The organism is Streptomyces sp. NPDC059785 (assembly GCF_042732375.1).
Taxonomy (GTDB): domain Bacteria; phylum Actinomycetota; class Actinomycetes; order Streptomycetales; family Streptomycetaceae; genus Streptomyces.
This window is the reverse complement of sequence record NZ_JBHWHV010000012.1, coordinates 177022-190665: the sequence shown is the minus strand read 5'-3', so window position 1 is coordinate 190665 and position 13644 is coordinate 177022. Positions and strand designations below refer to the sequence as shown.

Sequence of the window (13644 nt, the reverse complement as noted above, 5' to 3'; positions counted from 1 at the left end):
GAACCAACGTTCCCCGGACCCCCGTCCGCATGCCGTGGCGGCTACTTCAGGCGCTCCACCGCGGCCGCCACCCGCTCGTCACTCGCCGTCAGCGCCACCCGCACGAACCGCTCGCCCGCCGAACCGTAGAAGTCGCCGGGGGCGACCAGGATGCCGCGCTCGGCGAGATGCGACACGGTGTCCCAGCAGGACTCGTCCCGCGTCGCCCACAGGTACAGGCTCGCCTCGCTGTGCTCGATGCGGAAGCCGTGGCCGAGGAGGGCCTCGCGCAGCAGCGTGCGGCGGGCCGCGTAGCGCTCGCGCTGCTCGCGCACGTGGGTGTCGTCGCCGAGCGCGGCCACCACGGCCGCCTGGGTCGGCGCGGACGTCATCATCCCGCCGTGCTTGCGGATCTCGAGCAGCGGACCCAGCACCTCCGGATCACCGGCCAGGAACGCCGCCCGGTAGCCCGCCAGGTTCGACCGCTTCGACAGCGAGTGGACCGACACGATCCCCTCGTACGAGCCGCCGCACACGTCCGGGTGCAGCACCGAGACCGGGCCGGCCTCCCAGCCCAGCTCGATGTAGCACTCGTCGGAGAGCAGCAGGACGCCGTGCTGCCGCGCCCACGCGACGATCCGGGTGAGCTCCTCCTTCGACAGCACGCGGCCGGTCGGGTTCGACGGCGAGTTCAGCCAGAGCAGCTTGAGACCGGCGGGGTCGAGGTCGGTCGGGTCGTCGTAGGCCACGTGTTCCGCGCGGGCCAGCCGGGCGCCGACCTCGTACGTCGGGTACGCCAGTCGGGGGTAGGCGACCCTGTCGCCGGGGCCGAGGCCGAGCTGGGTCGGCAGCCAGGCCACCAGCTCCTTGGAGCCCACCACCGGCAGCACGTGCCGGTGGGTGACGCCGCGCGCCCCGAGGCGCCGCTCCACCCAGCCGGTCAGGGCGTCGCGCAGTTCGGGCGTGCCCCAGACCGTCGGATAGCCCGGCGAGTCGGCCGCCGCGACCAGCGCCTTCTGGATCAGGTCAGGCACCGGGTCGACCGGGGTGCCGACGGACAGGTCGACGATGCCGCCCGGGTGAGCGGCGGCCGTCGCCTTGTAGGGCTCCAGCTTGTCCCAGGGGAAGGTGGGGAGCCGGTCGGAGACTGCGGACACGGGTTCGGGCTCACTTTCTCGTGCGGACGACGCGGCTGGGCGCCGTACCCACGGCACTTACGGCTGGTGCTGACGGCTCGCGCCGTACGCGACGGCGGCTCGCGCCGGACGTACGGGGCGGCTCGCGCGCCAAACGCCTCGGTCCCGCACGGCGCGGGGCCGTGCGGGACCGAGGCGGCGCGGATCCGGGCCGCTTACTGGTTCTGCGGCGGCAGCGCTGCGACGAAGGGGTGGTCGCGCTCGATCAGGCCCAGCTTGCTGGCGCCACCGGGCGAGCCGAGCTCGTCGAAGAACTCCACGTTCGCCTTGTAGTAGTCCTTCCACTCTTCCGGAGTGTCGTCCTCGTAGAAGATCGCCTCGACCGGGCACACCGGCTCACAGGCTCCGCAGTCGACGCATTCGTCCGGGTGGATGTACAAGGACCGCTGGCCCTCGTAGATGCAGTCGACCGGGCACTCCTCGATGCACGCCTTGTCCTTGACGTCGACACAAGGCTGCGCGATGACGTAGGTCACGCTGTCGTTCCTCCTCGATAGGGCGCTGGCGGGCCTCCTCAGGCTCCGCCGCCTGGCGCGCGGGAGCGCGGCGTCGTCGATGCCCGCACCTAGTATCTCCGTTCTTGGGCATGATCCGAACAGGAGGGGTGAACTGACCTGTGGAAATCTCCGCGGCCGGGCGCCTTGAGGTCCGCATCACCGCCGCTGACGTGGGCAAACGCGTCTCTGTACGACGGGTGAACGAAGATGGGGACACGGCAGAGAAGTTCACCGACACGGTGGGTGTTCTCACATCATGGGACGACGGTGTGCTGCTGATCACACGGCGCGGCGGCGAACGCGTCCCGATTCCGGAAACCACGCTGGTCGCGGGCAAGGTCGTACCGTCCGCCCCGGCGCGCAGGCGGGGCCCCGCGGCCTCGTACGAGGAACTGGCGCGGGTCGCGGCGCGGGCCTGGCAGCCGGTGGAGAGCGAGCGGCTCGGCGCCTGGGAGCTGCGGGCCGCCTCCGGGTACACCAAGCGCGCCAACTCCGCGCTGCCGCTCGGCGATCCCGGTCTGCCGCTGGACGCCGCGCTCGCCGCCGTCCGCGACTGGTACGCCGCCCGGGACCTGCCGGCCCGGATACAGACCGCCACCGGCGCCGAGGGCACTCAGGAACTCCTCTGCGCGGAGCTGGCGGAACGCGGCTGGACGCGTGAGGTGACGGCGGGGCTGTGGACCGGCGCGCTGGCCCCGGTCGCCGACCGGGAGACGGCCGCCGAGGTGCGGCTCGACCGGCACGCGGACCGGGCGTGGCTCGACCGGTACCAGCGCAAGGGGCTGAGCGAGGTGGCGCTGCGGGTGCTCGGCAGTGGGCCGTCCGTGTGGTTCGCGACCGTCCCGGGTGCCGACGGCGCGGCGCCGGCCGCGATCGGGCGGTGCGTGGTGGACGGGCGGTGGGCCGGATTCGCGGCCGTCGAGGTCGACCCCGCGTACCGCCGGCGGGGGCTCGCGAAGGACGTGATGGCCGCGCTGGCCGGGCGGGCCCTGGCGGAGGGCGCCTCGGCGGCCTGGCTCCAGGTGGAGGCGGACAACGCCGGGGCGCGTGCCCTGTACACGGGCCTGGGCTTCGAGGCCCACCACGCCTACCACCACTACCGGGCACCGGAGGCGGCCGGGGCGTCCGGCGGGCATCCCGGTACGGGCGCCGCCGCTTCGGGGCCGGTGTGAGCGGGGGCGAGGGCGCCCTGCGCGGGCCCGAGCCGCCGGAGTCCGGGCGGGCCGCGGAGGTGCGGCGGCGGTTCGCCGAGGAGGCGCGCTCCGAGCGGCCCGATCTGGCGCTCCTGTGCCTGCTGGTCGGGGCGGCGGCCGACCGGGACCTCGACGAGGCCGGGACGGACGCCGCGCAGATCGAGCTGGACCGGCTGGCCGGGCAGCTTCCGTTCCGGCCCGGCGGTCCGCGGTCCTGGGCCACCGCGCTGGCCGAACTGCTCGGCGGCCGCTGCGGGTTCCGCGGTACGCCCGCCGCCTACCAGCGCCTCGAGTCGTCGCTGCTGCACGAGGTGCTGCTGCGGCGGCGCGGGCTGCCGATCCTGCTGTCCGTGGTGTGGATGGAGGTCGCGCGCCGGGCCGGGGCACCGGTGTACGGGGTCGCGCTGCCCGGGCACTTCGTGGTGGGCTTCGGCCCGCCCGGTGACCAGGTCCTGGCCGACCCCTTCGACGGCGGCCGGGTGCTCACCGGTCCCGACGCCGAACTGCTCGTCGCGGGCGCGACCGGCGCGCCGCTCGACCCGTCGATGCTCACGCCCGCCGACCCGCTCGACGTGGTACTGCGGATCCTGAACAACATCCGCGCCTGGGCCGCCGCCCGGCCCGAACGCTCCGACGTCGCCCTGTGGGCGATCGAACTGTCCCTGCTGCTGCCCTCGCACCCCGCGCGGCTGCGCTACGAGCGGGCCCAGTTGCTCGTCCAGCGCGGCGACTTCCGGACGGGCGCCGCGGAACTGGACGCGTACGCGGAGGTGGTGGCCGCCGTGGACGAACCGGCGGCCGACCGGGTGCGCAGGCAGGCCCGCGCCGCCCGGGCACTGCTCAACTGACCTGCGCGCACGGCGGGGACAGGCAGGGCGGGACCGCGGCCGGCCCGTCCCACGGCTACAGCCAGCCCTTCTCTCGGGCCGTGCGGACCGCCTCCGCGCGGTTGCGGACGGCCAGCTTCTGGATCGCCGTGGACAGGTAGTTGCGGACGGTGCCCTGGGACAGGTGCAGGGCACCGGCGAGTTCGGCGTTCGTGGCGCCGTCCGCCGCCGCTCGCAGGATCTCGCGCTCGCGGTCGGTCAGCGGGTTCGCCCCCTCCGCGAGGGCCGCGGCGGCGAGCGTCGGGTCGATCACCCGCTCCCCGGCGAGCACCGCGCGCACCGCGGCCGCGAGCTGGGCCGCGGGCGCGTCCTTCACCAGGAAGGCGTCGGCCCCCGACTCCATGGCGCTGCGCAGATAGCCGGGACGCCCGAAGGTGGTCAGCACGACCAGCTTGACGGCCGGGAACTCCCGGTGCACCAGGGCCGCCGCCTCGATGCCCGTGGCACCCGGCATCTCGATGTCGAGGAGCGCCACGTCCACGTCGTGCGCGCGGACCGCGTCCAGCACCTCGTCGCCGCGCGCCACCTGGGCGACGACCTCGATGTCCGGCTCCAGGCCGAGGAGCGCGGCCAGGGCCTCCCGGACCATCGACTGGTCCTCGGCGAGCAGGACCTTGATCGTACGGCTCATGAGCCGGATCCTACGGTGTCACCGGCGGCCCCGGCGGCCCCGCCGAGGTGGTTGGATGCCCCCGCCGGACCGGAGCCGATACGGTCGGACGCACCCGCCGGGCCGGAGCCGAAACGGTCGGACGCCTCCCCCGGACCGGAGCCCGAACCGCCGGACGCCCCCGCCGGACCGGCCACGGGCACCCGGGCGACCAGCCGGAAGCCGTGCCGCGTCCGGTCCGCCTCCAGTGATCCGCCCGCCTTCGCCAGCCGCTCCGCCAGTCCCGTCAGACCGTTCCCCGGGCCCTTGCCCGTGCCGCCGGATCCGTCGTCCTCCACGGTCAGTTCGAGGATGTCGCCCGCCAGGGTCGGCCGGCGCGCGAGCCCCACCGTGCAGCGCCGGGCCCCGCTGTGCCGGACGACGTTGGTGACCGCCTCGCGCAGCGCCCAGGCCAGCGCCGACTCGCTCTCCTCGGCGACCGCACCGGGGTCGGGTCCGGGCGGCAGGTCCGCGGCGACCCCGGCGGCGGTCAGCGCGACCTGGGCGCCCGCCAGTTCGCCGGAGAGGCGGGGCCGCCGGTAGCCGGTGACCGCCTCCCGGACGTCGACCAGGGCCTGGCGGCTGACGCTCTCGATGTCGGCGACCTGCTGGGCCGCCTTGTCCGGGTGCCCGGGAAGCATCCGGCCCGCCAGCTCGCTCTTGAGGGTGATCAGCGACAGCGAGTGCCCCAGCAGGTCGTGCAGGTCCCGGGCCAGCCGCAGCCGCTCCTCGTTCGCGGCGAGCTGGGCGACGGTGGCCCGCGCCCTGCGCAACTCGACCGTCGTCCGCACCAGTTGCCGCACGCCCGTCATCGCGAACCCGCCGAGCAGCGCCGGGATCGCCAGGTCCGCGTCCGGGCCCCGGTCGTAGCGCAGCCCTATGAGCAGCATCAGGACCGTGGCCGCCGGGATCGTCCACCGGGCGGCGCGCATCGGCAGCGTCGCCCCGCAGGAGACGGCGACGTAGACGAACAGCACCAGCCAGTCCGCGCCGAGGGTCAGCGAGAGCGCGGTGGCGAGCGCGGCCAGCGCGGCCAGCACACCGACGACCAGACGGGGCGAGAACGGCTTGGCCGTGTGCCGGAAGACGAGGCCGAAATAGACGGCGACGAAGGCCACCAGCCCGGCCCAGCCGCACACGGTGCCGGCCGGGGTGTGGCCGCCGGACACCAGGTCGTGCAGCGGGGCGCCGAGGAAGACCAGCCAGATGCCGATCCACAGCAGCTTGCGCAGCGCCTCGCGGCGGTTGGCGGGCGGCCGGCCCGGCTGCACCGGCCCGCGCTCGTCGGCCTCGGTCATCGCGCTCACGCCTTCAGCGTGTCCTTCCGGTAGAGCCAGGCCGCGCCGCCAACGAACAGGACGAAGGAGACGGCGAGGACGGCGAGATCCTTGGCGTGCGGGGCGTCACCCAGCTCGATGGCCTGTCCGAGAGCAGCGTACGCGTGCGTGGGCAGCCAGTCGGCGATGTCCTGGAGCCAGCCGGGGAACGTCGTCGTCGGCATCCACAGGCCGCCGAGCATCGACAGACCGAAGTACACGATCATCGTGATCGGGCGGACGGCGTCGCCGCTCGCGAGATAGCCGATGGCCACGCCGAGCGCGGCGAAGACCAGGCTGCCGGCCCATATCGCGCCGGTGAGCGCCAGCCACTGCCAGGCGTCGAGCCGGACGTCCTTGACGGCCGCGGCGACCACGAACACGATCACGATGGACGGCAGGCTGATCACGGCGGCGCTCGCCGTCTTGGCCAGCACATAGCCGCGGCCCGGCAGTGGGGTCAGCCGCAACTGCCGCACCCAGCCGCTCTCCCGCTCCTTCGCTATCCGCTCGCTGTTGCCCATCAGGACGGCGGTCAGAGCGCCGAAGGAGGCCATGGAGACCATGAAGAAGGTCGGCAGGGTGAGCCCGGTGCCGTCCACCATGGCCGTGCCGTCCTGGCCGCCGGCGATGATCAGGAACAGGGCGGAGGGGTAGATCACCGAGAAGAACAGGAACTTGCGGTTGCGCAGGGCCCGGGTGATCTCCAGCTTGACCAGGCTGTTCACTTCGCCTTCGCCTCCTCGGCCGCGGTGATGGCCACGAACGCCTGCTCCAGGCCGAGTCCGGCCACTTCGAGATTGCGGGGGAAGACACCGAGTCCGTAGAGCGCGTGCACGGTGGCGTCCGCGTCGGACGACTTCAGGCGGAACGTACGGCCCGACACGTCCATCGATGTGAGGAACGGCAGCGTGCGCAGCGCGGCCTCGTCGACCGCCCCGGACCGGTCGTCCGGCAGCTCGAAGGAGATCCGGCGGGCGCCCGCCTTAGCCTTGATCTCGGCGGCGGTGCCGTCGGCCAGCAGCCGGCCCCGGTGCAGCACCAGCACCCGGTCCGCCACCGCGTCCGCCTCCTCCAGGTAGTGCGTGGCGAACAGGACCGTACGGCCCTGGTCCGCCTGCTCGCGGATGGTGGACCAGAACGCCTGGCGGGCGGAGACGTCCATGCCGGTCGTCGGCTCGTCCAGGACGATCAGATCGCTCGCTCCGGCGGTGGCGAGCGCGAAGCGGACGCGCTGCTCCTGCCCGCCCGAGAGCTTGTTGACCTTGCGGTCGGCAAGCTGCGTCAGGCCCGCGCGGGCGAGCACGTCCGTGACCCCGTACGGCTTCGGGTGCAGGGCGCAGGCCAGCTTCACCAGCTCGGCGACCGTCACCTCGTCCATCAGGCCGCCGCTCTGGAGCATGGCGCCCACCCGGCCGCCGACGACGGCCTCGCGCGGGCCGGTGCCGAATATCCGGACCGTGCCGCTGTCGGCGTGCTTGAGGCCGAGCAGCAGGTCGAGGGTGGTCGACTTGCCCGCGCCGTTCGGGCCGAGGAGGGCGACGGTTTCGCCCGGGTGCAGCTCGAGCGTGAGCCCGTCGACGGCCCGCACTCCCCCGTAGCTCTTGTTCACCTGATGGAAGGCGACCACCGGAGTGGTGATCGAAGTGGTGGCCGCCGCAGTCGTCTTCATGCGATCCATCGTGGCCGCGGCGGGGGTGCCCGCGGCAGTGCGAGGTGTCCTCAATACCGGATGACAGATGTCATGCGGTATTGAGAACGTCCTAGTGCCCCGGCAGGCAACGTTTGCCCGTCGAGGAGCGGCGTTCGGTGCGTGCTCTCGGCGTGCCGGGCGCAAGCCCTCGTACTGGACGTACTTGGGTTTGTGCCCGGTGCGGCGAGAGTGCGTGCCGGGCGTCGCGACGGGGCGAACGTTGCCTGTTGGGGCACTAGCTCGGGTTCGTGTCGATCACCGCGATGCGGTCCGCCGCGCTGGTGGACAGCAGGGCCGGGCGGAGTGCGCTGATCACGTCCTCCACCGTGACGGCCGTCTTCTTGCCGGTCCCCCGGGTGACCAGGACGCCGTCGAAGGTGTTGCCGTAGAGCTGCTTCAGCGCCGTCTTGTCGTAGTACTCGACGAGCTTGCCGTCCTGCGCCTTGACGCCGAGGAACTTCCACAGGGAGTTCTGCGGGCTGAACGACACCGCGTGCAGGTCGTCGGTCTTGACCGTGACGTTCGCGGACATGGCGGGCTGGGCGAACTTCTTCATCATCCGGTCGACCTCGGCCTTGGCCACCGTCGGTTCCTTGGTGACCGTCGGCACCTTCACCGGGGTGGACGAGCCGGTCTCCACCTGGGTCCGGTACGCGTTCTCCACGGCCTGGGTGGACGACGCCGCGTCGATGCCCTTGCCCGTCTTGCCGTACACGGCGACGGCCTTGCCGGACTCGAACTTGATGGTGCCGTCGCTCGCCGAACCGGAGCCGCCCGCGGCGCGCTCCAGCGCGGCCTGCAACTTCTCCTCGTCCACCGGCATCACGGGCTCGACCACGCGCTTCTGCCCGAACAGCGAGCCGATCACGGAGACCGGGTTGTAGTCGCTGGTCGCGGCCGCGCTGACGGTGGCCTTGCTGTCGAGCTGGAGCCCCGACTGGTCCGGCTTCAGCGACACGGTGTCGCCGTCGACCGAGAGCTGGAGCGCCTTGTTGGTGCGCTCGCCGAAGGCGTTGTCGAGCTTCTTGACGGCGTCGTCGCGGGTGCCGCCGCCGATGTCCACGCCGAGCACGGTGGTGCCCTTGGGCACGTCCGAGCGGTTCATCAGCAGTCCGGCACCGTAGGCGACACCGCCTATGGCCACCAGGCCGACGGCGAGGAGCACCAGCTTGCTGCGCCCCTTCTTCTTGGCCGGCTTGGCGGACTTCGCGGCGGCCGGGGCCGGGGCCGGTTCGGGCGCCTTCGGGGTGTGCGGCACCGGTCCGTCGGTGGGCCCGCCCGGCGGGAACGGCGAGCTCTGGCCGCCCGGTACGACGGGGATGCCGCTGGTGACGGTGTGGCCGGAGACGTTGTCGTTCGCGCCGTAGCCGTGGCCGTCCGGCTCGGGGACCTGCCGCTGCGGGGTGAGGATCGCGGTGTCGTCGCTGAGGCCGCCGCCGGGGACTCCCGGAATTCCGGGGACTCCCGGGCCGGTGGGGGTCGCGCCGGGACCACCGGGAGGCAGCCCCTGGCCGCCCTGGGACGGACCGGGGGTGCGCGAGCCCGCGCCGGGCGGCATCATCGGGCCGTCGCCGGTGACCGGGCCGCCGGTCGGTCCCGCCGGACCGCCCTGGCCGTTCTGGCCGTTCGCGTCGAAGTACGGCAGGGAGTCGCGGCCCGTGCCGTCGCCGCCGGCCGCCGCGGACGGCTGCGAGCCGGTGCCGCCGAGAGCGCCGGAGACGTCGAAGGAGCCGGTGCCGCCGCCATGGCCGGGAGCCACGGGACCGGCGCCGGTGGCACCGGGGAGCCCGGCGCCGTTCGTGCCGCCGGGGCGTCCGCCGGCCGTGCCGGGGCGCGGGCCGCCCATCGGACCGGCCTGGCCCGCGGGCCTGCCCGTGCTCTGGGCGGGCCCGCCGGTGTCGGCCGGGCGTGAACCGCCCGGCAGTCCGGCGCCGTTGGTGCCGCCGCCCGCACCGCCCTTCGGCGTGGCCTTGCGCGGCGCGAACCAGTCGCTCGTCTTCTCCTTCTTCTCCTCGGCGGGTGCCGGGGGCTCGGCGGCGTCGGCCGCGGGAGCCTGAGGAGCGGACGCGGGCAGGCGCATGGAGCCCGTCGTCTCGGCAACGGCGCCCGTGCCGTCCGTGCTGTCGGCGGACGCGTCGGCGTCCGCCATCGGCGTGCGCACGACCACCGGCGGGATCGGCCGGGACCCGGGGATGTTGATCCGGATCCGGGTCGTCAGCGTGGTCTCGGTCTTGCGTTCCTCCGGCTGCGTGGCCGAACGGCCCGCGTCGGCGGCGGCGTCGGAAGCCGCGGGGGTGCCGTACGGCGGCGTCCCCGACGGGTACGCGGCTCCACCGCGCCCGTTGGGCCCGGAGGACGAACTGTCAGTTTCACGACTCAAGGCAGGTTCTCCCGGTTGGCTCCGCCGCCCGTTTACTCGACCTCAACTCGGGCAGCTCGGCGGCGCGCACCACCATACTGGCCGCGTCCGGCACGCAACTCGCGCCCGCGGGGGAAACCCCCACGGGACCCGCACCTCGCCGATACGGCGAAGTGGTACGTCACTTGCCAAGTCGGACGTCATGCCCGTTCGGTTGCCGCCCGAAGCCAAGGGTGGCGCACATCACACCCACAACCATCCCGCCGAGCAGGAAAAGGTTGGAGCCGAGTCCCGCGGCGAAGAGGAAGTCGCCCTCGGGGCGGGTGGTGGTGAGCAGGACGACCGCGATCATCCAGCCGAGGGCCGGCGCGACGGCGCCCGCCCGGTTGCCCAGGGCGCGTGCGCCGCCGAGGAAGCAGCCGGCCGCGCCCGCGAGCGCGAGCAGCAGGCCGCCCGGGAACCAGGCGCCCTGGAGGAGCGCCCCGGCCAGCCCAGTGAGGGCGCCCAGCAGGGCCAGGCCGATCCCCGCGGCGATCTTCCCTGCCGAGGGCTTCGGCAGGGGCTGTGCGAGTGCGCTGCCGCGCTGGCCTGTCGTGCTCATCAGGCGTTCGCCCTTCCCGAGGGTGCCGCGGCGATGCCCGCGAAGAGGTCCGTCTCCATGCCCGTCATGCTGCCGGACGGGCCGCGGTCGCCGCGCACCAGCTCGTAGTACTCCGTCGGGAACAGCGGCTGCGCCAGCTCGTTCGAGAGGGCGAACCACGGTTCCGCGACCTCGATCTGGGTGGCGTGCGCCCTCATCGCCGCGGCCTTTGCTGCCGCGAAAGCCGAGCCGTCGACCGCCGTGGTGACGGTCGTGTCGTCGACCACGCCCGGTACGTCGCCGACCTCGGCGGACTTGACGAAAGGGAGGTCCGGAAGGGCTCCGCGCAGGTCCGCGAAGGCCGCTTCGGCCACCGAGCGCGGTACGCGGTTCCAGTACACCTTGGCAATGCGCCAGGGCTCCCCGAGGTCCGGACGGAAGGCGGGGTCGGCGGCCAGGTCGGCCGCGCGCATGGCCACGCGGTGGGTCTGGATGTGGTCGGGGTGGCCGTAGCCGCCGTCCGGGTCGTAGGTGACCAGGACCTGGGGGCGGATCTCGCGGACCACCGCGACCAGGTGCGCCGCGGCCTCGTCGACGTCCGCCCGCCAGAAGCAGCGCGGGTCGTCGTTGTCCGGGCCGCCCATCATCCCGGAGTCCCGGTAGCGGGTGTCGCCGCCGAGGCGGCGGTGGTCCGTCACGCCCAGCTCGCGCATCGCCGCGTCCAGCTCCGCGAGGCGGTGGCTCCCGAGGGCGTCGCCCGTCAGGTGCGCGAGTCCGGGCGGGATGACCTCGCCCCCTTCGCCGAGGGTGCAGGTCACCAGCGTCACCTGGGCGCCCTCGGCCGCGTACCTGGCCATGGTGGCGCCGTTGTTGATCGACTCGTCGTCCGGGTGCGCGTGCACCAGGAGAAGACGCCGGTCGGGGGGTTCGGTCATGGGTCCACCCTACGAGGGCGCCGTCCGCGGCAGGACGGCGAGTTCAGGAGCCGGCTTACGCCGAGCCGTCGTCCCTGTAGCGGGGCAGGCCGTCCGTCGGAATCGTCCAGTCACCGATGGTGACGTCCTCGCCGTAGACGAAGTCCTTGCGGGTGGCGTAGCGGGGACCGTCCGGGGTCGGGTGGATGTCGGTGAAGACGGCGCCTGCGCCGGTGCGGGGGTCGAAGACCGCGTAGACGGGGACACCGAGCAGTGGATAGTCGCGCACTTTGCCGACCCAGTCGTTGTCCGGATTGGAGCGGGAGACGACCTCGATGGCGGCGATGAGCATCCGGGGATCGATGGATCCATCGGTGTCCATGTCCTCTTCGCTGATCACCATGACATCAGGGCGACGCATGACGCCCGCGGGCTCGTCTTCCACATCGGGCTCACCCGTGTGGGCCACGATCTCCTCCGGCATCACCTTTTCCAGGCGCTTACGGAGCCGCAGGGTCGTCAGCTCGTGCCGACCACTGGGCGACATCATGTCGTGGACGATCCCTTCCTTGGTGATCTCGAATCTGCCCGGCAGCGTGTCGTCCGTGGAGTGGACGAAATCGCGCATGGCCCGGTAGAGACGCGCGGCACCCCGCTCCGCGTTGCCCGGTACGACGGTCATGGCGCTCGCTCCTCGTCGTCTGTGCCCAGGGGCAAGGATCGTCACGTTCATGCTAGGCGCCCTTCGTGGGGTCGGTTCGGCAGTCGCGGCACAGGCGGGTCCCAGCCGAACGGAAGCCGCGGTCGCAGCCGTCGCAGTTGCGCATCTCGTGGATTGCGGGTGGCGGGGCGGCCGGGGCGCGGAACGGGGGCGGCGGTGGCAGCCGGGCCGCGAGGCGGTGGGCCAGGAGGGCGGCGGGGCGGCGCAGGCCCTCCGGGGGCAGATCGGCGGTCAGCGCGTGACGTACGGCGGTGGCGCTGACGTCTCGCTCCAGCCAGGCCGCGACACCGGGGGCCAGGTGATCGGTGTCGCAGGAGGACAGGAGCAGGCGGGAGTCATGGCGGCGCAGGCCGGAGAGGAGGTCCGTGGCGGCCTGGAGGAGGTCGGGGGCCGGACACGCGGGTTGCGGTACGGCGGGGAGCGGCTTGCGGGGGCCGCGCTTCTCGCGCTTCGGCGGCGCGTGTGCATGGTCGCGTGGTGTCCCCTCCCTCGCTCGCTCAAGGGTCGCGGAGCGCGGCGCGTCGGCGCGCCGCCCGGCCGCGCCCGGCTGGTTGCACGAGACCGTGCGGGTGACGATCCGGCCGCCGGGGACGCGTTCGCGCGTACGGCGCAGATAGCCGTGGGCCTCCAGCTCACGCAGGGCGGCGGCGATCCGGGTGGCTCCCTCCGGGAAGCGGGCCGCGAGGGTCTTGATGTCGACGCGGGCGCCCTTGGGCAGCGACTGGAGGTGGACGCCGAGCCCGATCGCGAGCAGCGACAGCTCGTGGTGCTGGGCGAGGTGGTTGCCGACCACTGTGAAGCGGGTGGTGTGGCGGGTGTTGTCGTGGGCGAGTCCGCCGGGGCGGGGATGCCCGTTCGGGGGCTTGTTGCCCGCGATACGGGACTCGGCGCGCGGGGGCGCGCTAGGGTTCTGGTTACCCATCGGGAAGTCCTTACCTTCCTCGGTGGTCAGGCCCTCGCACTGGGATGCCAGTCCCGGCGGGGGCCGTCGCATGTCTGCGGCTGTGTGGTGCGGTTGCGCTGAGCGTAGAGCCGCGGAGGGCCGTGAAATCCAGCTGAGCCCCGGATGTTCACCCGCCCGAGTGAGCACGGCCTGTGGCGTGGACCGCGGGCGGGAGGGGTGGGGTTCGGCAGGGTGCTTTCCCCCTTGCGTTCTTGTGTTCTTCAGCCGCCGCGCTCACCGGAACGCGTGGGGGCGGGTTCCGGTGACGACAACGCCAGTTCGGCCCAGACGATCTTGCGTGGGCAGGGCCCGTCGGCGACCCCCCAGCGGTCGGCGAGGGCCTCCACGAGCAGCAGGCCACGGCCGGACTCGGCGTCGGGCCCGGGCTCGCCCGCCGCCGGCTTCCGGTCGCCGCGCGCGTCGGTGATCTCGATGCGCAGGGTGCGGCCGACCACGCGGAGCGTGAGACGGAAGCTGCGGCCGGGCAGCCGGCCGTGCGTCGCGGCGTTCGCCGCCAGCTCCGCCACGACGTGGGACGCCCCCTCGCACGGGAGCCCCCAGCTCCGGAGCTGATCGGCCGCGAGCAGCCGGGCGAGGCGGGCACCGCGCGGGGTGGCCGAGAGCAGCACGCTGAAGTGGTGTGCGAGCTGGTCGAGTTGCGGCCCTGCCTGGGCGAAATCCTGGTTCACGTCACCCAGCGTGGCCGACGCGACATAC

14 protein-coding genes are annotated in these 13644 nt (G+C 73.4%); 2 read left to right on the top strand and 12 right to left on the bottom strand.

Features of this window, described 5'->3' with window-relative positions:
• Window positions 1–41: 41 nt before the first annotated feature.
• A complete protein-coding gene (locus ACFV6E_RS12530) occupies window positions 42–1136 on the bottom strand; it encodes a bifunctional succinyldiaminopimelate transaminase/glutamate-prephenate aminotransferase (protein ID WP_385461016.1) in 1095 nt (364 codons plus the stop codon).
• 194 nt (window positions 1137–1330) lie between these two features.
• Complete coding sequence (fdxA, locus tag ACFV6E_RS12525) at window positions 1331–1651, bottom strand: ferredoxin (RefSeq protein WP_003973842.1); 321 nt, start codon at window positions 1649–1651, stop codon at window positions 1331–1333.
• Between the two features lie 140 nt (window positions 1652–1791).
• Between fdxA and ACFV6E_RS12520 the strand changes: the two genes are divergently transcribed.
• Window positions 1792–2844: a GNAT family N-acetyltransferase gene (locus tag ACFV6E_RS12520; RefSeq protein ID WP_385461013.1), complete on the top strand. Its 1053-nt coding sequence runs from the start codon at window positions 1792–1794 to the stop codon at window positions 2842–2844.
• 17 nt (window positions 2845–2861) lie between these two features.
• Entirely contained in the window at window positions 2862–3713 is an 852-nt protein-coding gene (locus tag ACFV6E_RS12515; RefSeq protein ID WP_385163270.1) for a transglutaminase-like domain-containing protein, read from the top strand.
• A gap of 55 nt (window positions 3714–3768) precedes the next feature.
• Here the strand turns inward: ACFV6E_RS12515 and ACFV6E_RS12510 are convergent, their stop codons facing one another.
• The 10 genes from ACFV6E_RS12510 to ACFV6E_RS12465 all read right to left on the bottom strand — a co-directional run bounded on the left by ACFV6E_RS12510 (window position 3769) and on the right by ACFV6E_RS12465 (window position 13616).
• Window positions 3769–4383 (bottom strand): response regulator, encoded by a 615-nt coding sequence (locus ACFV6E_RS12510; protein WP_385163251.1) that lies wholly within the window; start codon window positions 4381–4383, stop codon window positions 3769–3771.
• A complete protein-coding gene (locus tag ACFV6E_RS12505) occupies window positions 4380–5699 on the bottom strand; it encodes a sensor histidine kinase (RefSeq protein WP_385461037.1) in 1320 nt (439 codons plus the stop codon). The genes ACFV6E_RS12510 and ACFV6E_RS12505 overlap by 4 nt, the downstream gene beginning before the upstream one ends.
• 5 nt (window positions 5700–5704) lie before the next feature.
• On the bottom strand, window positions 5705–6445 hold the full coding sequence (locus tag ACFV6E_RS12500; RefSeq protein ID WP_385461010.1) for an ABC transporter permease: 741 nt from the start codon (window positions 6443–6445) through the stop codon (window positions 5705–5707).
• Window positions 6442–7389: an ABC transporter ATP-binding protein gene (locus ACFV6E_RS12495; protein WP_385461007.1), complete on the bottom strand. Its 948-nt coding sequence runs from the start codon at window positions 7387–7389 to the stop codon at window positions 6442–6444. Before ACFV6E_RS12495 ends, ACFV6E_RS12500 begins: the two co-directional genes overlap by 4 nt.
• A gap of 256 nt (window positions 7390–7645) precedes the next feature.
• Window positions 7646–9790, bottom strand: a complete 2145-nt coding sequence (locus ACFV6E_RS12490) for a hypothetical protein (RefSeq protein WP_385461004.1) — start codon at window positions 9788–9790, stop codon at window positions 7646–7648.
• A 160-nt stretch (window positions 9791–9950) separates the two neighbouring features.
• Window positions 9951–10370 (bottom strand): DUF6113 family protein, encoded by a 420-nt coding sequence (locus ACFV6E_RS12485; RefSeq protein ID WP_385163241.1) that lies wholly within the window; start codon window positions 10368–10370, stop codon window positions 9951–9953.
• Window positions 10370–11284: an N-acetyl-1-D-myo-inositol-2-amino-2-deoxy-alpha-D-glucopyranoside deacetylase gene (gene mshB / locus ACFV6E_RS12480; RefSeq protein WP_385461001.1), complete on the bottom strand. Its 915-nt coding sequence runs from the start codon at window positions 11282–11284 to the stop codon at window positions 10370–10372. The genes ACFV6E_RS12485 and mshB overlap by 1 nt, the downstream gene beginning before the upstream one ends.
• 55 nt (window positions 11285–11339) lie before the next feature.
• Window positions 11340–11945 carry a Uma2 family endonuclease gene (locus ACFV6E_RS12475; protein ID WP_385163237.1) on the bottom strand — a complete coding sequence of 202 codons (606 nt, stop codon included), beginning with the start codon at window positions 11943–11945 and terminating at the stop codon, window positions 11340–11342.
• 52 nt (window positions 11946–11997) lie between these two features.
• The gene (locus ACFV6E_RS12470; RefSeq protein WP_385460998.1) at window positions 11998–12906 is read right to left on the bottom strand and encodes a helix-turn-helix domain-containing protein; all 909 of its coding nucleotides are present in this window, start codon (window positions 12904–12906) and stop codon (window positions 11998–12000) included.
• Between the two features lie 242 nt (window positions 12907–13148).
• Window positions 13149–13616, bottom strand: a complete 468-nt coding sequence (locus ACFV6E_RS12465) for an ATP-binding protein (RefSeq protein ID WP_385460995.1) — start codon at window positions 13614–13616, stop codon at window positions 13149–13151.
• Window positions 13617–13644 lie beyond the last annotated feature (28 nt).

Coding starts and splice junctions, on each gene's coding strand:
- ACFV6E_RS12495 (WP_385461007.1), bottom strand. CDS start 7,389: ATGAAGACGACTGCGGCGGCCACCACTTCGATCACCACTCCGGTGGTC.
- mshB (WP_385461001.1), bottom strand. CDS start 11,284: ATGACCGAACCCCCCGACCGGCGTCTTCTCCTGGTGCACGCGCACCCG.
- ACFV6E_RS12485 (WP_385163241.1), bottom strand. CDS start 10,370: ATGAGCACGACAGGCCAGCGCGGCAGCGCACTCGCACAGCCCCTGCCG.
- ACFV6E_RS12510 (WP_385163251.1), bottom strand. CDS start 4,383: ATGAGCCGTACGATCAAGGTCCTGCTCGCCGAGGACCAGTCGATGGTC.
- ACFV6E_RS12470 (WP_385460998.1), bottom strand. CDS start 12,906: ATGGGTAACCAGAACCCTAGCGCGCCCCCGCGCGCCGAGTCCCGTATC.
- ACFV6E_RS12475 (WP_385163237.1), bottom strand. CDS start 11,945: ATGACCGTCGTACCGGGCAACGCGGAGCGGGGTGCCGCGCGTCTCTAC.
- ACFV6E_RS12505 (WP_385461037.1), bottom strand. CDS start 5,699: ATGACCGAGGCCGACGAGCGCGGGCCGGTGCAGCCGGGCCGGCCGCCC.